This is a genomic window from Niastella vici (assembly GCF_002077945.1).
In the GTDB taxonomy this organism is placed as follows: domain Bacteria; phylum Bacteroidota; class Bacteroidia; order Chitinophagales; family Chitinophagaceae; genus Niastella; species Niastella vici.
The window spans coordinates 85,516-108,775 of sequence record NZ_LVYD01000057.1; the positions used below are offsets into that span (position 1 = coordinate 85,516).

Annotated in this window: 17 protein-coding genes; 4 read left to right on the forward strand and 13 right to left on the reverse strand. The window is 44.5% G+C overall.

Features of this window, described 5'->3' with window-relative positions:
* Positions 1-125: 125 nt before the first annotated feature.
* On the reverse strand, positions 126-1,124 hold the full coding sequence (gene holA, locus A3860_RS23980) for a DNA polymerase III subunit delta (protein WP_081150761.1): 999 nt from the start codon (positions 1,122-1,124) through the stop codon (positions 126-128).
* A 250-nt stretch (positions 1,125-1,374) separates the two neighbouring features.
* Here holA and A3860_RS23990 point away from each other — a divergent pair, with 250 nt between their 5' ends.
* The gene (locus tag A3860_RS23990; RefSeq protein WP_081150765.1) at positions 1,375-2,352 is read left to right on the forward strand and encodes a coiled-coil domain-containing protein; all 978 of its coding nucleotides are present in this window, start codon (positions 1,375-1,377) and stop codon (positions 2,350-2,352) included.
* 172 nt (positions 2,353-2,524) lie between these two features.
* Here A3860_RS23990 and A3860_RS23995 read toward each other — a convergent pair whose 3' ends face one another.
* The 9 genes from A3860_RS23995 to A3860_RS24035 all read right to left on the reverse strand — a co-directional run bounded on the left by A3860_RS23995 (position 2,525) and on the right by A3860_RS24035 (position 15,999).
* Complete coding sequence (locus A3860_RS23995; protein WP_245843607.1) at positions 2,525-6,031, reverse strand: hypothetical protein; 3,507 nt, start codon at positions 6,029-6,031, stop codon at positions 2,525-2,527.
* A 147-nt stretch (positions 6,032-6,178) separates the two neighbouring features.
* Positions 6,179-6,379 (reverse strand): hypothetical protein, encoded by a 201-nt coding sequence (locus A3860_RS41690; RefSeq protein WP_216823498.1) that lies wholly within the window; start codon positions 6,377-6,379, stop codon positions 6,179-6,181.
* Between the two features lie 57 nt (positions 6,380-6,436).
* Positions 6,437-7,153, reverse strand: a complete 717-nt coding sequence (locus tag A3860_RS24005; RefSeq protein WP_081150771.1) for a class I SAM-dependent methyltransferase — start codon at positions 7,151-7,153, stop codon at positions 6,437-6,439.
* Between the two features lie 190 nt (positions 7,154-7,343).
* Positions 7,344-8,966: an ABC-F family ATP-binding cassette domain-containing protein gene (locus A3860_RS24010; RefSeq protein WP_081150773.1), complete on the reverse strand. Its 1,623-nt coding sequence runs from the start codon at positions 8,964-8,966 to the stop codon at positions 7,344-7,346.
* 108 nt (positions 8,967-9,074) lie between these two features.
* Positions 9,075-10,484, reverse strand: a complete 1,410-nt coding sequence (locus A3860_RS24015; RefSeq protein ID WP_143774241.1) for a hypothetical protein — start codon at positions 10,482-10,484, stop codon at positions 9,075-9,077.
* Between the two features lie 254 nt (positions 10,485-10,738).
* Entirely contained in the window at positions 10,739-12,250 is a 1,512-nt protein-coding gene (locus tag A3860_RS24020) for a glucosyltransferase domain-containing protein (protein ID WP_081150777.1), read from the reverse strand.
* Between the two features lie 162 nt (positions 12,251-12,412).
* Positions 12,413-13,180 carry a succinate dehydrogenase/fumarate reductase iron-sulfur subunit gene (locus A3860_RS24025; protein WP_081150779.1) on the reverse strand — a complete coding sequence of 256 codons (768 nt, stop codon included), beginning with the start codon at positions 13,178-13,180 and terminating at the stop codon, positions 12,413-12,415.
* A gap of 30 nt (positions 13,181-13,210) precedes the next feature.
* Positions 13,211-15,217, reverse strand: coding sequence for a fumarate reductase/succinate dehydrogenase flavoprotein subunit (locus A3860_RS24030; RefSeq protein WP_081150781.1), 2,007 nt, complete (start codon positions 15,215-15,217; stop codon positions 13,211-13,213).
* 53 nt (positions 15,218-15,270) lie between these two features.
* Positions 15,271-15,999, reverse strand: coding sequence for a succinate dehydrogenase cytochrome b subunit (locus A3860_RS24035; protein ID WP_081150783.1), 729 nt, complete (start codon positions 15,997-15,999; stop codon positions 15,271-15,273).
* 467 nt (positions 16,000-16,466) lie between these two features.
* Here A3860_RS24035 and accD point away from each other — a divergent pair, with 467 nt between their 5' ends.
* The 3 genes from accD (at position 16,467) to A3860_RS24050 (ending at position 19,400) form a co-directional block, all read left to right on the forward strand.
* Positions 16,467-17,378 (forward strand): acetyl-CoA carboxylase, carboxyltransferase subunit beta, encoded by a 912-nt coding sequence (gene accD / locus A3860_RS24040; RefSeq protein ID WP_081150785.1) that lies wholly within the window; start codon positions 16,467-16,469, stop codon positions 17,376-17,378.
* A gap of 103 nt (positions 17,379-17,481) precedes the next feature.
* Complete coding sequence (smpB, locus tag A3860_RS24045) at positions 17,482-17,919, forward strand: SsrA-binding protein SmpB (protein WP_081150787.1); 438 nt, start codon at positions 17,482-17,484, stop codon at positions 17,917-17,919.
* Between the two features lie 497 nt (positions 17,920-18,416).
* Positions 18,417-19,400 (forward strand): hypothetical protein, encoded by a 984-nt coding sequence (locus A3860_RS24050; protein WP_081150789.1) that lies wholly within the window; start codon positions 18,417-18,419, stop codon positions 19,398-19,400.
* Positions 19,401-19,475: 75 nt separating this feature from the next.
* Here the strand turns inward: A3860_RS24050 and A3860_RS24055 are convergent, their stop codons facing one another.
* Genes A3860_RS24055 through A3860_RS24065 form a run of 3 tightly spaced genes read right to left on the reverse strand, consistent with a single transcriptional unit; the run spans position 19,476 to position 23,237 of the window.
* Positions 19,476-22,001, reverse strand: a complete 2,526-nt coding sequence (locus A3860_RS24055; protein WP_081150791.1) for a DNA gyrase/topoisomerase IV subunit A — start codon at positions 21,999-22,001, stop codon at positions 19,476-19,478.
* 1 nt (position 22,002) lies between these two features.
* On the reverse strand, positions 22,003-22,383 hold the full coding sequence (locus tag A3860_RS24060; RefSeq protein WP_081150794.1) for a DUF4260 domain-containing protein: 381 nt from the start codon (positions 22,381-22,383) through the stop codon (positions 22,003-22,005).
* A gap of 8 nt (positions 22,384-22,391) precedes the next feature.
* Positions 22,392-23,237 carry a DUF1835 domain-containing protein gene (locus A3860_RS24065; protein WP_081150797.1) on the reverse strand — a complete coding sequence of 282 codons (846 nt, stop codon included), beginning with the start codon at positions 23,235-23,237 and terminating at the stop codon, positions 22,392-22,394.
* Positions 23,238-23,260 lie beyond the last annotated feature (23 nt).

Sequence of the window (23,260 nt, forward strand, 5' to 3'; positions counted from 1 at the left end):
AAATACAGTAACAGGTTACAAAAGAAATAGCTGCCTGGGCCTTCCTGAAACTTGTACCCTGAACCCTAACCGGCTCCCGGTAACTGGAAACCGGCAACTTTCACCATTGACCATTCACCATTCACCTAATTCACCATCTTCGCCACCATCTCCTTTAACAACGAAGCATCAGACGAGCCTGTATCATTCACCCCTACGCTGCGCAGGTTGTAATGATGCAATAACAGCAAGGCTTTTTCAACACCGTTATAACCATAGTTGCGCGCAACCAGTAAATAGTCTTTAACGAACCAGGCATTCACCCCAATATTGGCGGCAATGGTTTTATCATCTTTGCTGCTTTGCCCAAAGATCATATATGTTTTACTGAACAGATTGTATAGTGTTGGTAATACCAATTGAATGGGCGCCGCTTTGGGATTGGCTTCAAAATACTGAATAATGCGCATGGCTTTCGACAGGTCTTTCGCAGCCATGGCCGACTGCAGCTCGAAGGGATTATATTCCTTGCTTACCCCAACATATTTTTCTATATCGTCTTCGGTGATGTTTGTTCTGGTACCAAGGTTCACCAGCATTTTATCAACTTCATTATCGATGCGGCTGAGATCATTCCCGATATGATCAACCAGTAACAATACCGCCTTCTGTGATATAGTGTAGCCTTTACCTTTTACCAATTCATTAGTCCAGTCAGGCAGTGCGTTATCGTACATTTTCTTCGTAGTAAACACCTCGGCCTTCGTTTTAAGCAATTTGGCCAGCTGTGTACGGCCATCAACTTTCTTTTCTTTGTATGCTACAACAAAAATCGTTGACGATAACGGTTGCGAAATATACGATTCAAGCTTGTCAATATCCCGCATATGCTGGGCTTCCTTTAGTAAAACTACCTGCCGTTCGGCAAACATGGGGTATCTTTTGCAGGCATTGATCACCTGTGTCCAGTCGGCATCCCTGCCATAAAACACCGTCAAATTAAAACCGGCCTCAGACTCCGTTAAAATGTTATGCTCGGCATAATGCACAATTTTGTCGATAAAATAATCTTCTTCCCCTTCGAGCCAGTAAACAGGTTTAAAGAGCTTTTTCTTCCAGTCGGATATAATTTTTTCTGCAGACATGAATAAAAACGTGGTTTAAACTTTGCAATATTACCATAAAAAAAGCCATGACATATAATGAATTATGAACAACTGTAACACAATACTAACCCACCTTTCAGCGTTTTTCCCCGGCCTGTGGAACGGATATTTGCCAAATTCTGGCATGGTTTTGGTCAAACCCATATGCGAAACCCAATAAGTACGAACCCAATAATACTCGAATACTGAACCCGATTTCATAACCTTTCAAAATAAACATACACTTATTATGAGTACAACCAATTATCCATCCGCAAGTCCACAAGGTACGCCTCCAAAACGTGATTCAAAGAACCTGATCATCGGTTTATTAGCCGTTGGTATTTTGGGAACATGGGGATACTTTTTATGGGACAAAAACAAGTCTGATCAAAAGATCACTCAACTGCAAACTCAATACGTGGCAGTAGATTCATCAAAGAATGAATTACAAAAAAGTTTTGACGCTGCTTTAACCCGTTTGGATTCTTTAACCGGTTATAACAATGAACTGGAAGGAAAAGTGAACGACAAAACCAGCGAGATCTCAAAACTGAAAGGACAAATCGGTGGCATTCTGAAAAAACAACGTTTGTCTGAAGCTGAAAAGAAGAAAGCTCAGTCTTTGATCGGCGAACTGAACGACAAGATCGCTAACCTGGAAGCTGAAGTAGCTCGTTTGACTCAGGAGAACCAACAGCTGACTACTGAAAAAACACAGTTAACAGCTGACAAAGAAAAGCTCACTACTGACCTTACAACTACTACTCAACAAAAAGAGGAGTTAGCTGCAAAAGTAGATGTAGCTTCTACTTTGAATGCCTCTAACATCTCAGTAACACCAGTTAATGAAAAGAAAAATGGTAAAGAATCAGAAACAACCTCTGCAAAGAAAGTTGACAAACTGGTAATTGCCATGGATGTTAGCAACCGCATCGCTACAACCGGTTCTACCGATGTATACGTTTGCATCACTGGTCCTGATGGCCAACCTGTAGCTGTTGAAGCTTTAGGTTCTGGTAAATTCACTACCCGTGAAGAAGGTGAAAAACTGTTCACTGCAAAAGTTCCTGTTGAGTTTGAACAAGGCAAACAAAAACACGTTGAATTTGCCTGGAAACAAAACAGCCCTTTCAAACAAGGTAACTACAAGATCGAAGTATACCACAATGGTTTCAAGATTGGTGAAGCTACCCGTTCTTTGAAGAAAGGCGGCATCTTCGGATAATCTTCCACTGTTGTGATTGCTTTCACAATATTAAAAACATCCCTCCCGGTTATACCGGGAGGGATGTTTTTTTATACGATACTTAAGAAATGATCATCATCAATTTCGCAATAGGTATACAGGCTTTTCATTCCCCCTCGTTGAAATTTACGAAGCCATCATTGCCGGTTAATTAAAGTATTGCCCGTATCGAAGCTCTACCGATATGCACTATCCGTGAAGTCCCCGGTTTACGTCCTTCATACTCCATACTAAATTCCAGGTTATTCGAAAGCCTTTTGGTAAAATCTAGCGTCCATAAATAGTTTTTACCAGGCTGCAGGCCCTCCAGTATTATGTAGGAAGCGGAAGAGTTTACATTGGGCACCGCATCCAACGAAGTGAAACTTATATCTGCATAAGTGAATTTAGCCATTACAGAAGTGCTCTGCAAAATATTATACTTTATATCGGTATTCAAAGAATTCGATTTTGACCGCTCCTGGCTGCCCTGCTCATTGTTCTTATCACCGAATTTATAACCAACCCCCATCCTGAAATTGGAGCCTTTCGTAAGGGTTACCCGAGGTTCTGCCGAATATTGATTGACCTTGTAATTGCGGTTATCGAATTTGGCACTGGAGGTTATAAGCTGATTGATGCCAGTGTGGCCGGTAAACTCAATGGCAAATATTCTCGTAATATTCCAGCGGGTGCGCAACGACCAGTCATTGAGTTGATGGCTTTCATAACCGTATGTAAGCAATGATTTGGTATCGTTGCGGGAACTGGTTACATCAAAGCCCCATTTCGGACTAAACCGGTTAAACGAAAATGTATTTATAAAATTTTTAGTAAGGGTTATTAACGAAGTATCGTTCAACGGTGCTTTGAACGGGTTAAACTGTACAATATTATCGGCTATTTCTTTTTTACTGATCTGTAAAGAAGATTGCAGGTTGATCCTTGATACAAATTTGCGCAGCTTATTTGCCTTTGTTAAATTAATGGCTGCGCGCGGGTTTACATTAAGGCTATAGTTGAATGTATTGTAGTTGGCTTTTACATACACATTGGTGGGGGTAAATATACGAATGAACTTTGCCTGGTCCTGGAAAAGGGCTACTTCAAATTCATTCAATTGCTGAATGCCATCATTGTTATAATCGATCCAGGTATACTGCCCCTGACCAGCAGGTACTTCCAGGTAAGAATAATCTCTTTTTTGTTCCTGGCCCGCTCCTACTTCATACAACAGGTTTCCGTTCAGCAGGCCCTTCATTATATTTACCTGGTATTCGCCCCTGCCCAGCAGGCTTTCTTCGGGCAACTGGCTGTTGAGCGTTCCATTCAGGATCTGCAATTTGCGGTAGGTAGTGGTAAACCTGAACTGGTGACGGGGATCTTTTAATAATTCACTATTGAAGGTTACGTTCTGGCTTCTGTCGGCCTTTACCAGATCAGTTCCCAATGGATAGGAATTGGTACGGGTAAACCAGTTTATGCCCCAGCGATTGAGCTTTGCCTGGTCCGATTTAAGAAATGCCGATACGGTGGTAAAAGAGAAGCTTTGGGTGGCCATGGTATCGGTAAACTTGTTACGGATAGCATTGTGTTCTACCGAATAAGCACCTCCAATAGTATAGTGCTTCAATTTTGGGAACATCCGCGAAATATTTATGGTTGGCCGCCAGAAATAACCTTTGTTATCGGTGCCATCAATATTTGAAAGGGTGAACTGGTTATTCAGTATCCACCCATGAATGTTCTGCATTTGGGTTATACTGTGACGCAAACCGGTGAAAGTAGTGCCCCTGTTGTATTCTGTAAACTGGTAACGGAGCGAATTCATTTTATTGTCAGATAACTGCACACCGCCGGTTACAATGTTCTCATGCTCGGCAGTAGTTGTTACCAGGGGCAGCCCCCAATCGCGGGTAAACTCAATATTACGCAAACGCTCCAGTGGTTTGAACCGTGCATCCACATACTCGTACCCCAGATCGGTTGTTAGCCGTATTCCCCTTTTTGAATCTTTAAAGGGTAAGGTATTTTTAAAATCTATCTTGGTGGCATATCCCCGGTCGTTCTTCTTATCAATATCAGAGAAGGTATTTATATCATAATTGCTGGTGGCCACTTCGGTATTCAATACGGTATTTTTCGAGATATTATATTCCACCCCCAAATTGGCCACCTGTTGCTTTTTGGGTGTTACCAAAAATACGGCCGGCTCATAATTGCCCTGCTTCACGCCATTAACGGGTTGTACCCAACGGTAAACCTTTCCATTGGCCCCGTTGAGGTCGGGGATATAATTCCCGTTGTTGCTGCCTACTTCCAAAAACGACAGGATATATCGCGAACTGTCGGCGTTGGTGGAGTATACAAAGATGGAATCGTGGGTTTGGCCATTATAAACCGTATCAATTTTTTTGTACATGATGCGGCCGGTTGAAAAAGTATCTACGGTTGAATACGGATAATAAGCCTGGTTAATGCTATCGCCCAGGTTCTTCAAAAATAATTTTTGATCGGCATCGAGAGTTTGGTTAATGGGTGAGCTTTTGGCGTCGGCATTACTGAAATAACCCAGCCGCACTTTTACTTTCTTGTTGAAATCGGTTTCGTTGGTGAGGTAAATATTCGAGTTCAGGTAATTGCGGTCGGCATATTCAAATTCAACAACAAGCCGTTTGTCTTTGGTGACCATTTGTTTTGGCGTGAAGGTTATTTCGGCCGTATTGTAATTGATCACGTAATCCCTGTCTTCGCCACGTTGCATCAGTACCCCATCAATATACACCCGCTCGGTATTGGCCAGCACAACGAAGTAAAACTCGTTATTGGCGCCCTGTAGCCGGTAGGGTCCCTGGTTGCCTTCCTGCGGTTCAAGCACATTACGGGTAAACTTACCCTTGGCAATAGAACCGCTGATCATGCTTTTATTCGATATTTTATCGGTAATGGCAGTGGTTGTTTCAAAAGCTACCCCCTGCAGGCGTTTGTAAAAATTGAGGAAATATCCCTGCTGCTGGCGAATGTCAATATCGCCGAGGCTTAACTGCCAGGTCTTTTTCCGGAACTGTAAAAAAATACGGTCAAACTCGTTCAATTGCTGCGTGGTACCATCTGGTTGAATGGGAATATTGTTATCGGTAATGGCGGCAACGATCTCGATACTATCGGCCAGGTAACCACTTAACTGCAGGTTCAGGTTACTGGTAAAAACGGCGTCCTGGCTGTTACCAAAGGAAATGCCGCGGCCAAAGCTACCGTTGTAGGTGATGTTCCCGAAGTTGAAGAAACCTTCGCCCGGGCCCACTCCCACATAATCGGGGATAAAAGGCTGCCCCGCAAAATTATTCATGATGCTGTCGTACTGCATGCGGTTGATGGCGGCATTCAGGCGGGTCCTGAAAACCCGGTATCGTACAACTATACTATCCAGTGGGGGTAATTGCTTCCAGGTAAGGCGGGCATTTACAAAATCAATATCGAACAAACTATCGGGTATTCCGAGAATGGAAACGGTGCCGGGAACAATGCTCATACTATCGAGCACGATGGAATGTTGTTTGGCTGAAACCGTTTTTTTACGCAGGTTCGAACCCGGCGTAACCGGACGTGGGGTTTGGGCAGCGGCCAGCAGCCAGCCTACAGAAAAACAAAAGCACAGTATCAGGTTCTTCCCGATCAACAACCTTTAGTTTGATTTTAAGGCATCTTTTCAAAAGAGGGTATTCGGTATCTGTTGAAAAGACATTGGTTTTGAGGCTATTGTTTAATAGCGATTAAAGTTAGCATTTATTGCATGAAGATGGCTTTTTATCGACAGACGCCTGTTTTATCCCGGCTGCTGCAACGGGTTCACTACAATATCTGTCAATATTACAACGTTGACTGGCGGCTCATAACCCTGGCCGGTAGCACTATTACTATTTACCCACAACAACCAAATGAAAAAATGTACCTGTTCCTGGTGGCTGCCTGTTTGTATCGTATTGTTTAACCAGGTAACCGGCTTTTCGCAGATCAATTTTGGCACATACTCAATGAGCTTTCAATTAGGCCTCAACTACCGGTTGCATAGGCAATAATAAGGTTATTGTTTGGGGCTCAACACATAATTGCAACGTGTTTTTTGAATGGTTAACCCGTTTACCTTTTCGTAGGTTAAACTATTATTGACAGCAATATCGCGGATAGCCTGTTCTGGTATCAGTAACAAAGGCATTTTACCCGATACTTTGCGGTAATTTGAAAACAGCAGGTACAACATGAACCGTACAAATGTGGGAACCCTTCCTATTTTTATATAATGAAACAGCAACGAAAGCGCGTCTTTCAAGGAAGAGGTGTTGCCATCAATAATATCGGCCAGCACCAGCTTTCCGCCTGCCTTTAAATAGGTCAGCAACATTTTCACCACTGCTTCCAGCTCGGCTGCATTCTTCATATACTGTGCTACACTCACTACGATAATATAATCGAAGCGTTTGTTATTTAACGCCGCCGACAGTATTTGTTCATTAGCGGTAACTTCGGTTGTAATGTGAATGAACGACGCGGCGGGATGGTTCTTACGGCATTGTTCCAGGTAGAATTCGTTGATGTCGGCCCCGGTGATGGAGATATTATTTTTAGCCAGTGCGTCGGCCACAAAGCCCGGGCCACAGCCATAGTCAAAAATAGTATCGGTTTGTTTTATCTGAAACCGCTTTTGAAACTGCCCCGCAAAATAACCAGTGGCAATTTGCATGGCATGCCAAAAGCTTTGCCGTTGATCTTTCCAGAAATTATCCCAGCCGGTTGAACTCATAATGGAGCATTGGTTAGTAAAATGCCTGATCGTATCGCAGGTGATAGTTAGCAAGATAATTATAAATCATTACTGCTGATCCAAAATCATTTGGACCTTCGTCCCGATAGCTATCGGGATCTGGACAAAACCAAAGTGGCTCCCCGATGCATCGGGGAGCCACACTTAATAAATATTAACAATATCCTGATTATGCCAATTGCAATTTATTGGCTTGTTTTTTCTCGATGAATTCATCAAAGCTCATCAGCTTATCGATAGCGCCATTGGGTGTAAGCTCAATGATACGGTTGGCAACGGTTTGCATAAAGGTATGGTCATGCGAAGACAGCATTACAATACCGGTGAAATTCGTCATGCTTTCGTTGAACGACTGAATAGATTCCAGGTCGAGGTGGTTGGTAGGTTCATCAAGGATCACCATATTGGGATCCTGCAACATCATACGGCTGAGCATACAACGAACCTTTTCTCCTCCACTGAGCACGCCTGTTTTTTTCATGATCTCATCGCCGCTGAACAACATTTTACCCAGGAAACCGCGCAGGAAGGGCTCATCCACATCGGTAACATGCGGTGGTACATACTGACGCAACCAATCCATCAGGTTCAGGTTACCCTGTTCAGCAAAGTATTTCGAGTTGTCGTTCGGCAAATAAGCTTTTGTTACGGTTCCACCCCATTCGTATTTACCGCCATCGGCCGCAGCCTCGCCATTGATAATTTCAAAGAAAGCAGTGATGGCCATTTGATCATCGGCTACAATGGCGATCTTATCACCTTTATTTACGGTAAAGCTAACGTTGCTGAAAAGCGTTTTACCTTCTACTGATTTCGACAATTTTTCGATATTCAATATCTGGTTACCCACTTCACGCTGCTGTTTGAAAATGATACCGGGGTATTTTCTGTTTGAAGGCGTAATGTCTTCAATAACCAGTTTTTCCAGGGCTTTCTTACGAGAGGTAGCCTGTTTCGATTTGGAGGCATTGGCGCTGAACCGGGCAATAAACTCCATAAGGTCCTTGCGCTTATCTTCCATCTTCTTGTTCTTGTCGCTCAACTGGCGGGCAGCCAGCTGGCTACTTTCGTACCAGAAGGTATAGTTACCGGTGTAGATCTTGATCTTCTGACGGTCAACATCGGCCACGTGGGTACACACGGCATCGAGGAAGTGACGGTCGTGCGATACAACGATCACGATGTTCTCATATTCGGCCAGGAAGTTCTCTAACCAGGAAATGGTTACCACGTCGAGGTTGTTGGTAGGCTCATCGAGGATCAGGATGTCGGGGTTACCGAACAATGCCTGTGCCAGCAGCACCCGTACTTTCATGGTACCGCTGATATCTTTCATCAATAAGGGATGTACATCGTCTTTAACGCCCAACTCGCTGAGCAGAGTGGCGGCGTCGCTTTCCGCAGTATAACCACCCATTTCGCCAAACTCCCCTTCGAGCTCACCGGCGCGAATACCGTCTTCTTCGGTAAAATCGGCCTTTGCATAAATGGCATCCCGCTCGTGCATTACATCCCATAACTTTTTATGCCCCATCATCACCGTGTTCAACACAGTGCATTCGTCAAATTCAAAATGGTTCTGCTTTAACACCGCCATACGTTCGCCAGGTGTTATATCAACAGTACCCTTATTGGGTTCTATTTCACCCGATAAAATCTTCAAAAAAGTAGATTTTCCCGCGCCATTGGCGCCAATTACACCGTAGCAATTGCCTTTACTGAAGGAAAGGTTTACCTCATCGAATAATACCCGTTTTCCGAACGATAGGGTCACATTATTCACTGTTATCATACGTGCGCAAAAATTTTGAAGCGGCAAAGGTACAACAAACAACGGGGAATTTTGAATTAAGAGAAAGTTAGTTTAGGCACGTTTCCCCCGTCGATCCGGCTCAGGACATCAGGGCTTAACCTGGTTTAGAATAGCCGGCACATCAACCAGTAAGGTATTGTTATTCAATGATTCCCCCGAGCTAAGGTAAGCGGCTTTGCCGGCCCACTGCTTTACCTGCACCCCTGCAGCCTGCTCCCGGTTGCCGGTGGCCTCATAAATGAACTGTTTGGTCAACGATTCCGGCACCCAGTCCCAACAACTCGACGATACCCCGAATTCATCCATTGACCGGTTAACCCGGTATTTTTCGGCCATAAAATCTTCTGAGGGCCTTATAAAATGAACGGTGGTAATGCCCGGGTGGTAATGTTGTTTGAAATAATTTTTCAGTACGGCGGTTTCCTGTTGCACGGGCCGCAGAAATACATATTGAAAGTTGTAGCGGGCGCATACAACAAAGAACAGGGTCATGGCAACACCTGCTATTTGCAGCAACCGCCGGTCCTTTATGAAAAACAACACCATTTCCAGACAAACAATGAACACAAACAGGTCTAAAGCCATCAACGTTCGGTTAGAGGCAAAGCTTTCCTGGATCAACAGCGCGGGTAAATAAGACATTATGAAAATGCCACCCACCCCGGCCAGGTATTTTACCGCATTCCTCCACTTCGCTTTTCCAAACCTGATAAAGGTCAGCACCGAAAAACCCAGCAACATCAACGGATACAATACCTGGGAAATGGGACTGTCTTCATGGGTTAATAAAGTGAACCGGAAACTTCTTTCGAGCGGGCGGGCCAGAAAAAACTTCAGTTTCTCCCAGGGATGTATGTACAATGAATTGCGGGGATCGGGCGGAATATCGAGGAGGCTGAAACTTAATTTATACAAAACGAAGTAAACAGCATATACAAACAGGTAGAAGGCCAATCCCATTAGCAGCACTGTATCTTTCTTATATTTAAATGGGTTGATAAAATTGAGCAGGAAGGGAAGCAGGAAACAGGCAAATGCCCCCTGGTAAAAAAACAACGATACAACCCCCAGGAACAGGGCCGGCAGGGCGGTCCGGGCCGAAAAACGCCACCAATTTGCTTTGAAATGTATTCCCTGTAAAACAAGCGCACCCGATAACAAAGCGGCAGTGTCGGCAATAAAGAATTGCATACAGGTTGCCCATTGTACTGATACGATAAAGGGCAAACTGGTTATCAGGTACAGGCACGAAAAAAATGGCAGGTATTTATACCCCGATACTTTGGCGACCAGCCGTTTGATCACCATATACCAAACCGGTAAGCAGGCGAGCCAGCCAAAGAGGGAAACCAATCGGATGTAAGTAACGTCATGAACCCTATCAGTCATTCTGAACAACCAACCTTCCAGCACCTCTGTCAACCATCTTCCTTCATCAATAAGCATATAAAACCCCGGGATCGATTTGTATCCCCAGATCTGTAATGCCTCATCCATAAAAATATAATCGCTGTAAAAAAGCGGAAGAAAGATAAATAGCATTGCTCCCCACAAAATCCCCAGTAAGTAAAAATCTTTACGATGCATATATAGCAAGCCTTATGTAGTACACGCTACCTGCAACTGATCACACGATCTGCCGTTGCCTTTCTGGTTAAAAATAATAGTTGCTTATATAAAACGCGCAAACGGTTGCCACCCCTACTCTATTCAGGAATTTCTTGGAAATCTAATGTTGTTCTAATTTGTTTCTAACGAGCGGGTTTTGCAGCATTAATGATCTCAGGCATATTTACCAGCAAAACACTATCGGTTCTCGTTTCACCTGATTTGGAATACGTTTCCCAGTCATCCCATTGTTTTATTTCCAGTTGCTCTCCGGTTTGCCGGTTGCCGGTCATTTCAAACACCAATTGTTTGGGCAGAAAGTCCATTGTCCAGTAAGGGGCTGTTGATGGAACGCCATACTCATCCATACTCTGGCGAATGTTATACTTTTTTTCAAATGCATCTATAGGTGATTTAATAACATGCAGAGTTTTTACGCCGGGATGATAATGTTCTTTGAAAAATTTATTTAACGCTGCATATTCATCTGTAATGGGTCGTAAAAACTGGTACCGCAAATTATACCAGGCTGTTATTACCAGCGTACAGGCCACCGTTATGGCCCCTATTGTCAGCAGCATTTTTTTCTTTATGAAGTACAATAGCATTTCAATACAAACCAGCCAAACACAAAGGTCCAGTGCCATCATGGTTCTGTTGGAGGCATAGTTTTCTTTCACGATCAAACCTGGCAAATATGATAACAGGAAAACGCCCAGCATAACAACAATGTATTTGACCGCCTTCCAGTATTCCCTTCCATAGCGCACAAACGCAAACACCATCAGGCCTATCAGCATTATCTTGTAAAGCGCTCTTCCCACGCTGCTGAATTCATAAATATTGGCATTGAACCAGAAACTTCTTTTAAGCGGATGTGAAAAAAAGAAGGTGAGCTTATTTAAAAGATCAATGTGTATTTCTGTGCGGTCATTGTGCCCCACATTGCCAATCACCAGACTCAGCTTATACAAACCGAAATAAATAACATACATCAAAAAATAACCGATAACCCCCAATACAATTACCTTGTCTTTATTGGCATCCTTACGGCTTATATAATGAAACAGGAAAGGGATCAGGAAACAACCTGCAGAAGTTTGGTAGGTAAATAAGGAAATTATACCGAACGCAATGCCAATAATGGCCGGCACCCAGGCAATCCGGAATTTATTATCCGTAAAAAGGATGGCCTTATAAAATGCAAAACCAGCTACCAGTCCACTTGTTCCTGCAAGGAATAGCTCAAGACAGGAAGCCCACTGTATGGAGATACCAAATGGTAAACTGGTAACCAAATATAAACAGGTAAAAAAAGGCAGGTATTGATAAGCCGGGTCTTTGGCCATTAAACTTTTCAAAACAGCATACCATACAGGTAAACAAACCAGCCAGCCAACCAGCGAGAATATTCTGATATAAGTGACCCCGGCAACGGTTTTAACGGCGCCAAACAGCCAGATGAACAACCATTCGGTCACCAGGCGTCCCTGATCAATAAACATTCTGAAACCAGAACCCGGTCTGTATGCCCACAACTGAATAGATTCATCAGTATACAGATAGCTGGCTGTAAAGATGGGATAAAAGATCACCAGGGTTACCAGGAACAAAATGCTCAATAAATTAAGGTCTTTCCGTTGCAGGCCGGCCATAAGGTTAAATTATTTTTAAGAGCTGAATCAGTAGTAATGGTTAAAATTCAAATTAAGATACAAAAAATAAGGTTGATAAGTATCTGCGTCATAAACGCATCAACTTGTCAACCCTATCACGCCCGGTTTCATCGGGACTAACGCAATCAACTAAAAACTATATTATCCTTTATCTTCCGTTAAACCGGCAACAAGATATTCCTTGTTGAGGCGGGAGATATTTGTTACAGAGATCTCTTTGGGGCAAACTGCTTCACAGGCTTCGGTGAAGGTACAGGCGCCAAATCCTTCCTTATCCATTTGCTGAACCATTTTCAACACGCGTGATTTGCGCTCAGGCTCACCCTGTGGCAGCAGGGCCAGGTGCGATACCTTGGCCGAAAGGAACAACATAGCCGAACTGTTCTTACAGGCGGCCACGCAGGCGCCGCAACCAATACAGGCAGCAGCAGCGAATGCAGCATCTGCTTTATCCTTTTCAATGGGCATGGCGTTGGCATCAACCGCGTTACCGGTATTTACCGAAATAAATCCACCAGCCTGTACAATATTATCGAATGCCCGGCGGTCAACTACCAGGTCTTTGATAACCGGGAACGCATTGGCGCGCCAGGGCTCTACTACGATGGTATCGCCGTCTTTGTAAGCACGCATGTGCAGCTGGCAGGTTGTATTGGCTTGCCAGGGACCATGCGGGCGGCCGTTGATGTACATGGAGCACATACCGCAAATACCTTCGCGGCAATCGTGGTCAAACGCAATTGGTTCCTTTCCTTCTTTGATCAGTCGCTCATTAAGCACATCGAACATTTCCAAAAAAGACATTTCAGACGAAATATCACTTACCTGGTAAGTCTCAAATTTACCTTTATCGCTGCTGTTCTTTTGTCTCCAGACCTTCAAGGTAAGATTCATTGTATAGTGCTCCATTATATAACGTGTTAATTGAGATTAGAAAAATTATTTATAGCTCCGCTGAGTTGGTTTTGCAACTTCGAAATTCAACTCTTCCTTGTGTAACTGCCAGTCGCTTTCGCCTTTGAATTCCCAGGCGCTTACGTACTGGAAATGCGCGTCATCGCGTTTTGCTTCGCCATCTTCATCCTGCGATTCTTCGCGGAAGTGGCCACCGCAACTTTCGCTGCGGTTCAAAGCGTCTTTACACATCAGCTCGCCCAGCTCAATGAAATCGGCAACCCGGTTGGCCTTGTCGAGCTCAGGGTTCATTTCATTGATACCGCCGGGAATGCGTACATCGCTCCAGAACTCTTTTTTCAGTTGTTGTATTTCTACAATTGCTTCCTTCAACCCTTTTTCATTACGGGCCATGCCGCATTTTTCCCACATGATCTTGCCGAGGCGTTTATGCAAACTTTCAACAGATTGTGTTCCTTTAATGCTCATCAGCTTCTCAATACGGTCGCTTACTGCTTTTTCTGCTGCCACGAAAGCAGGATCATCTAACGAAATAGCTTTGGTGGCTATTTCATCGGCCAGGTAGTTACCAATAGTGTAAGGAATTACAAAGTATCCATCGGCCAAACCCTGCATCAGGGCCGATGCGCCAAGGCGGTTGGCGCCGTGGTCGCTGAAGTTGGCTTCACCCAGGGCGTATAAACCGGGCACCGTGGTCATCAGTTCATAATCAACCCACAAACCACCCATGGTATAGTGCACAGCGGGGTAAATACGCATGGGCACTTCGTATGGGTTTTCGCCGGTGATCTTTTCGTACATATCGAACAAGTTACCGTATTTCTCTTTCACCACATCAACACCATGTTTGCGGATCACTTCAGCTGAAGGGTTGTTGATACCCAGCTTGCCGCATTCAATTTTACCATACCGCACAATGGCAGCTGCAAAATCGAGGTAAACGGCCTGTTTGCTGCTACCTACGCCATAACCTGCATCGCAACGCTCTTTGGCAGCCCGGCTGGCCACGTCGCGTGGTACCAGGTTACCGAAAGCGCGATATCTTCTTTCGAGATAATAATCTCTTTCTTCTTCAGGAATTTCGTTGGGCTTGCGGTTGTCATTCTGCTTTTGGGGAACCCAGATGCGGCCGTCGTTACGCAGCGACTCAGACATCAACGTCAGTTTCGACTGGTGGTCGCCGCTCACCGGAATACAGGTGGGGTGAATTTGGGTATAGCAGGGGTTGCCAAAATAGGCGCCTTTGCGGTGTGCTTTCCAGGCAGCGGTTACGTTGCTACCCATGGCATTCGTACTTAAATAGAATACGTTGCCATAACCACCTGAACATAACAATACGGCATGTCCGAAGTGGCGTTCCAGTTCACCGGTGATGAGGTTGCGCACAATGATACCACGGCACTTGGGTTCACCGATCTCATTACCGTTCTTGTCTTTATCCCTGATCAACACCACGTCGAGCATTTCGTGACGGGTATACTGGGTCACATTACCGAGGGCAACCTGGCGTTCCAGGGCCTGGTAAGCGCCTATCAATAATTGCTGACCGGTTTGGCCGGCAGCATAGAATGTACGTTGTACCTGTGTACCACCAAATGAACGGTTACTGAGCAAACCACCATATTCACGGGCAAAGGGAACACCCTGTGCCACGCACTGGTCAATAATACTGGCGCTCACTTCGGCCAGGCGGTGTACGTTGGCCTCACGTGCACGGTAGTCACCGCCTTTAATAGTATCATAGAACAAACGGAAAGTTGAGTCACCGTCGTTTTGATAATTCTTTGCAGCATTGATACCACCCTGTGCAGCGATGGAGTGCGCACGGCGGGGAGAATCCTGAAAACAAAATGCTTTTACTTTATATCCCAGTTCGCCCAATGAAGCCGCAGCAGAAGCACCGGCCAGTCCGGTTCCTATGATGATCACTTCCAGTTTGCGTTTATTGGCGGGGTTTACGAGTTTACAATGTCCCTTATAATCAGTCCACTTCAGATCTAACGGCCCTGCGGGTATTTTTGAATTAAGCATATCCTAAGTTTCTTGTTTTAAATTTCATTAATGAGGTGATGATGAGTGGAGTACTAGTTATTAGTGACCCAACCAAAATAAATACTAACCGGCATCAATGCAAAAATCAGTGGCACAATGATCGAAAAAGCAACGCCAAGCCCTTTTACCACACCTACCCATTTTTTATTGTGCACGCCCAGCGTTCTGAAAGAACTTTGGAAACCATGCAGCAGGTGCCATGCCAATGAGAAACAACCGAGGATGTATAATATTACCCATACAAGGCCCCAGGTAGGGCTTTTAAATACCTCTACCATCTTGCTGAACACATCGTGCATGGGCTTACCATTATAGTAAGATACCTCGCTTAAAGTTTCAGCATATGTTATACGTGAAGGGACCCAGAAGTGGGAAATGTGAATGATGAGGAAGAGTAAGATCAGGGTACCCAGCAAACCCATTGATTTTTTGTACCAGGCGCTTCCCTGGCTGCCCATGCTTACTGCATAGCCCTGTTTGCGGCGGGCGCGGTTTTGGAATTCCAGCATATACCCCTGAACAATGTGGGCGATGATGCCAACGAAGAGGCCGATTTCCATTATACGGATCAAATACGAGGATCCCATAAAATGAGCGGCTTTGTTAAACATTTCACCGTTGTCGGTGTCATCGACCAGGTCAGCGAAAATACAGGCATTGATCCCTACGTGTACGATCAAAAAGGAGATCAGGAACAATCCGGTAAATGCCATTACGAACTTTTTACCTACCGAAGACGTGAAGAACTCAGACCATTTCATGCGAAAATGAATTAATTGCGCAAATAGAGATCACACTGTTGACCTGCCAGCAAACAGTGATCCAGTCCTTGGTAAAATTTCATTGCCCTTTCTCAATAATGAAATTTCTCTCCAGGGACATTCATCTGAAAAAATGTTTAGGGCACAGGTATTAATTATACTTTTTTGAATGGAGTATAACCGTACACCTGCATCAATAAGATAGGTTGTAGAACAAAGAACTTCCAAAATTCAACGGGGTAACCGCCATTAAATTTGGCGCAAATTTAGCGCAGCAAGGTTAAAAATCAACATCCTGTTAAAATTTTCCTGCAAAAGCCCGGAAGTTAACCCGCCAATTGACCAGAATAATGATTTTCAAATCACATAAAATACTTAGCTACTTTGTACGTTCTGTGGTGTAATCAATTGAGTTTGGGACTCATTTTTGTTAAAATCCCTATCTTTAGCCCCTTTAAAACTACTTAATGAAACAGGAAGAGGATTTTGAAGCCAACTTAACAGGCGAAGATGGTCAGAGTGAAGAGGCCAAAAGAAGCTGGTTCAAACGCATTAAGAAAGGCATCCTTACCAGTACTGCTGAAAAAAAAGAAACACCGGAAGGATTATGGAGCAAATGCCCCGAGTGCGGTTATATATGTACTATGACCGAGCTTAGGGAAAATTTATTTGTTTGCCCCAAATGCACGCACCATCACCGTATTGGCAGCGCCGAATACTTTGAAATTATTTTTGACGATAACAAATACGACGTATTGTTCGAGAACATACGCTCGAAAGATTTTCTGAAATTCACCGATCTGAAGTCGTACGGAAAACGGCTCGATGAGATCTGGTCAAAAACAGATATCACCGACTCTATCCGCATTGGGAAAGGCACGGTAAAAGGGCTGAACCTGATGGTGGGTTGTATGGATTTCGAATTCATCGGCGGTTCGCTGGGCAGTGTAATGGGCGAACGCATAGCCCGTGCCATTGATGTGTGCCTCGAAGAAAAAATTCCCCTGATGATCATTTGTAAATCAGGCGGAGCCCGTATGATGGAAAGCGCCTTTTCACTGATGCAGCTGGCCAAGGTAAGCGGCAAATTATCGCAGTTAACAGATGCAAAAATTCCTTATATCTCATTGCAAACCGATCCATCATTCGGTGGTATTTCGGCGTCGTTTGGTATGCTTGGCGATCTGAACATTGCCGAACCAGGCGCCCTCATCGGTTTTGCCGGTCCGCGTGTAATTAAGGAAACCATCAAAAAAGACCTGCCCGAAGGTTTTCAGCGCAGCGAATTCCTGCTCGAACATGGATTTCTCGATTTCATTGTTCCGCGAAAGGAGCTGAAAGAAAAGCTGGCTACCGTATTGTCTTTGTTTAAAAACTAATATACTCATTGCTGATTTAGAGATTTCGAGATTTAGAGATTTTGGAATAATAATTCCCGGCAAATCGCAAAATCTCTAAATCCCTAAATCAGAAATTACAATCATGGCTGATATCAAGAACCGCTCGGCTTACCACGATTATTTCATCGATGATAAATACGATGCGGGCATGGTATTGACCGGAACCGAAGTAAAATCCCTGCGCGACGGACGCGCCAGCTTCAACGACAGCTATTGCTTTTTTAACAAGGGCGAACTCTGGATCAAAAGCCTCCATATTGCAGAATATTCCCATGGTACAGTGAATAACCACGACCCGGTGCGGGAACGAAAATTGCTGCTTAAAAAGAGGGAATTGCAAAAACTGGAAGCCAAGATCAAAGAAAAAGGATATTCCATTATTCCCTTGCGCATTTTCTTTAATGAGCGGGGATTTGTGAAAATGGAGATCGGTTTGGGAAAAGGTAAGAAGCAATACGACAAACGCGAAACAATAAAACAAAGGGATACTGACCGGGAGCTGAAACGGTACCTGAAGTAATGATATTGCCCGATTTCTGAATTTCGGGATTTTGAGATTTACTTATTATGCTAAACCCGAAGAAATCTCAAAATCGCTAAATCAGAAATGAAACCGTATAATTACGAACTGCGTACTGATTTTTACCAGTTTACCACGCCTCTTATCCAGCATAAAAATTTATTTTCCACAGAGCTATGCAATTACTCTGAGATATGAAAACTGCGATATATTTTTGTGCCGGCCCGTACCGCACGGTACGTTCGGGCGGGCATAAGCACCAGAATGCTTGTTTTTCCCGCCTTCGCTAAAGCTACGGGCGGGCAGGTAGAACACCCTTAATCTGTATCCTCCCGGTAAATATCCGTTTGAAAAACACCCACCCAGGAACAAGCCATAGGCCGTACAGAAAATCGTTAAGTACTCAACTGCACCAGTTGTAAGTTTAACGGGATCAACTCGTATTTAGGAATTTTGCAATTTATTGCATGGCTTGATTTTTCTACTTAAATTAACATATGCTACGCATTATTTTAGTTCTCTCTTTTTTAATAACCGGAAGGTTTGTTTTCTCCCAATCTATATCGGGTTCCTGGTATGGCAAGGCCGACGTTGTAGTACAGGGCGTTTACAATAACTATCTTACCGAATTGGTCTTAAAACAAAGAGGCGGCGAAATAGAAGGCGTTTTTGGCTATTACTTTAAAGATGCCTACCAGAGCTTTTTTGTTCGCGGCACCTACAATAAGGAAACCAGGGCCGTAAGCATTAAGAATTTACCCATGCTGTTCTACCAGTCGAGAAGTACCCAAACCGGGGCCGAATGCCTGATGGATTTTGAAGGCACATTACGGGTAAGCCAGGTGAAAAGCTCCATGAACGGTTCATTCTATACCATCGATAAATACAAATATACCTGTCCCGAAATGCGGGTAAGCTTTACCATGGACGTAGCCACCAAAAACCTCGACAGTATGCTCAGCGGCAGCATCGTTGGCAAAAGGTTCTGGATGCCGCAACGGGAAGATGTGGTGGTTAAGGCCAGCCAGCCTGTCGTGAACAGCAGCCCCGCTCCAACGAATATTGGTCCGAAAATAATTACCGATAGCGCTATCAATTACAATGAACGGAACCTGGTAGCGCAATTCTCACGCAGAACGATCATTTATACCAAAGACCTGGAGATCGGCAGCGACTCGGTGCGGGTTAGCCTGTACGATAACGGCGAAATAGACGGCGATACCGTAACCGTTTTCCTGAACGGTAAACCGGTGCTCACCCACCAGGAGCTTACAGCCCGCGCCATCAACATCTATTTAACGCTCGATAACAGTAAAGACGTGAATGAAGTGAGCCTGTTTGCAGAAAACCTGGGCCGTATTCCGCCCAATACGGCGTTGATGGTAGTCACCGACGGAATATCGAGGTTTGAGGTGTTCCTGAGCAGCAGCTACACGCAGAATGCGACGGTGCGAATCAAAAAACGAATATCGCGACATTAGCGATCACACTATATTTTATCAGAAACAACAAGGCCCCGATGATCGATCATCGGGGCCTTGTTGTTTATATCAGTTCTAGAACAATTCCGGCTGTTCCGGGTCTTCTTTCTGTTCTTTCATTACCCATTCAAATTCAGTGCTCTTGCTGAAATCGGCCAGCTTGGTTCCAACCGCTTTCCAACCCATTACTTCTACCATGTCGGCGATCTTGATCTTCGAGGTGCGGGCCTGGGCACCACGGCCTGCCTTAATTTGAATGATTGGTTCGGGATGCGTGGTCACCGCTTCCAGGTAATTGCCATCACCCTCTTTTATCATCATGAACTTACTGCGCAAGGTAGTGGTCTCTATCTTGAACCGTTTTGCGTTGAACTGTTGTTTATCGTTATCCAGGTAAATAGCAGTCAGGATCTTTTCAGGATCAAACTTTTCAATTTCGATCACTTTTTCAATATCAAACTTTTGCGTTAATTCCTGGTCGGTGATCATGTAATTGCCGTCGTTGTACACTACCAGTATCTTGTCGTCGGGCTGAAAACTACCGAGGTACTCCCCTTTCGATTCAGTGTTCAACCGGCCGAACTGATCATCGAACCATAGCTTTACACCGCCGAGGGTCGATTTACCGGCTTCTTTGAATTTAACCGATTTAACCCTGAACTTGGTTACCTGGTTACCCAAACTTTGGCGGGCTTTGATCTCCAGCTCTTCAAAATAGAAATCAAACTCCTTTTTTCGGGCCGTGCTGTTGGGGTCTAAGCTAACCTTTACTACTTCCGCTTCCCCATTGGGGTTGGCGCTGAAGTAATGCACCTTGGCTTTCTCGGCGCCTTTATTGGTAAGATCGTACTCTTTATCACGGGTAATACCGGTTACATTAAAGCGTTTAGCGTAGGTAATGCCGGTTTTTGCATCCACATACATCATATTGTAGGTGGTACGTTCATCGTTCTTCTGGAAAACGGCAACGTGTATGATGTCTTTACCTATGAAAGCCTTTTCAGATACTTTTACGATCTTCATTTTACCCGAACGGGTAAATGCAATGATATCGTCGAGCGAAGAACAATCAACCACAAACTCATCCTTCTTGAGGCCGCTGCCAATAAAGCCGTCGGCCCGGTTCACATACAGTTTGGTGTTGGCGATGGCCACCGATTTGGCCTGAATGGCTTCAAACAGTTTGATCTCGGTTTTACGCTCGCGACCTTTTCCGTATTTCTGCAATAAATTTTCGTAATAAGCAACGGCAAAATCAACCAGGTTATTCAGATCATGTTTTACCTGTTTGATCTCTTTATCAAGCCCCTTGATCTGGTTATCAAGCTCTTCAATATCCAGCTTGTAAATACGGCGCACCGGTTTTTCGGTGAGCTTCACAATATCTTCGCGGGTAATATCGCGGCGCAATTGTTTTCGGTATGGTTTGAAGGCTTCGCCAATGGCTTCCAGCACTTTCTCCCAGGTAGCATACCGTTTTTCCAGCTCTTTATAGATCTTTTCTTCGAAGAAGATCTTTTCGAGCGAGGTGTAATGCCATTTTTCCTGCAGTTCGGCCAGTTTGATCTCCAGCTCGCGTTTCAGCAGTTCCTTCGTTTTTTCAGCGGAAATGCGCAACAACTCATGTATGCTGATGAAGGTGGGCTTTTTATCAACGATCACGCAGGCATTGGGTGAAATGCTTACTTCGCAATCGGTGAACGCATACAGTGCATCGATGGTGATATCGGGCGAAATACCAGGCGCCAGGTCAATCAACACTTCTACATCGGCCGCGGTATTATCGGTTACTTTTTTGATCTTGATCTTACCCTGCTCGTTGGCTTTTACAATGGAGTCCATGAGGGCTGTAGTGGTAACGCCATAAGGCACGTCGCGAATGGCCAGTGTTTTTTTGTCAACCTCTTCAATACGTGCGCGTACCCGCACTTTACCGCCGCGTTTACCTTCATTGTAATTGGTAACATCGATCATCCCGGCGGTCTGGAAGTCGGGATACAATTCGAACTTTTTACCCCGCAGGTATTTTATAGCAGCTTCTATGATCTCACAGAAGTTGTGTGGTAATATTTTGGTGGCCAATCCTACTGCAATACCTTCAGCGCCATGCGCCAGCAGTAACGGGAATTTCATGGGCAGCGTCACCGGCTCGTTCTTACGGCCATCATAGCTCACAGCCCATTCGGTGGTTTTGGCATTGAAAGCTACATCCAGCGCAAAACGGCTCAGCCGGGCTTCAATATAACGTGGGGCGGCCGCTTCGTCGCCCGTACGTACATCGCCCCAGTTACCCTGTGTTTCAATGAGCAGGTCTTTTTGCCCCATGTTCACCAGGGCATCGCCAATACTGGCGTCGCCATGCGGGTGGTATTGCATACTTTGCCCAATGATGTTGGCCACTTTGTTAAAACGGCCATCATCCATTTCCTTCATGGCGTAGAGGATACGGCGTTGCACGGGTTTTAAACCGTCTTCAACAGCTGGTACCGCTCTTTCAAGGATCACATAAGAAGCATAATCGAGGAACCAGGTTTTATACTGGCCGGTAACACCTGTATCGTTGTGTTGCTGTAAAAAACTATTTTCTTTGCTTTTTGCCATCTTATAGTTTCTCGTTTCTTGTTTTTTGTTTTTGGTTGCCGATCAATCCCAGGTGGGTATTTTGAAAACTGTCAGGATATTTCAATCCATAACCCAACATTCTATCCATACAGGAATGACCAAATAAAATAACCCCGGTCAATTGCACCACCTCATTATTCAAATAAAACCCGGCAATATAAACTACGATCGCTACCGCTTTGTGATGAAAAAAATTGTACACGATAGCGCCGGTGCGTGTATTTGCCAGATACCCCAACATGCTCAAATCGGGTGTTAATATCAACAAAGCGTACCACCACCACGCAAAACTCAATTTACCAAAAAGGAAAATACTTAACCCAAACATCGCCATCTCTTCCAGTGCAATTGTTCTTTTCATAGTATTTCTTATTGCGGCGCCTCTTCGGTTACGGTGGCGGCCTGGGCCGATTTGGCCTTTACTTCAAAATCTTTTGGTCCCTTCAACTCGCCCTGCACATCGTAACCACCACTGGCCATCAATCCCTTCAAACGCCATAAGATGTACGCATCGCCGGTAGTTTGTTTACTCTTGTTCAGGAAATTATTAATGATCTTACTGGCTTTTTGCCAGTCGCTGGTAATGTATTTCTTCAGCTCATCATCATAAAAATCATAATCCTTTTGTCCCAGCTTTTTTCCACCTTCCAGCAGGCGAACGCCTTTGTCTTCGTTCTGCAGGCGCGTCCATTCATCGGGGTCCACTTCAAATTCACTCAGCGTAATGGGACGGGCCAGCTTTTTGGCCTTTAAGAATTCCCGGGGTGGTATCTGGCTCAACCATTCGGGATAAAAGATCAATCCTTTTTCGTTGATGAAGGGCAGGTTGTTCAAATAAAGAATGTACAGCCTTCCCTGAAAATCCTTTAGCTGGCTCATGAGCCAGTAATATCCGCTTACATCATGTTTATTTTGGGCAGCCCAAATGTACACGAGCTCATCGGCGGTACGCGCCAGGCGTACTATTAAATCAACCACGGTGGCCATATCATCCACCTCTGCGGTTTCTACCTTGCCTTCATTTTCGCTACCGGCCAGCACCTCGCGCCACCATTGTTTACGGGCCTCAATGCCTTCGTTGGTGTATATTTCTTTTATAGGACCAACCGCATAATCGTCTTTTATCAGGATCACATCGCCCTGTAATGTTTCATCGAGCTCAATGGCCTTTTTTAAAACATCTACATCGGCTTCGTTAAAAACAATATGGATCATTTGTTATCTGTTACAAGTGTGTT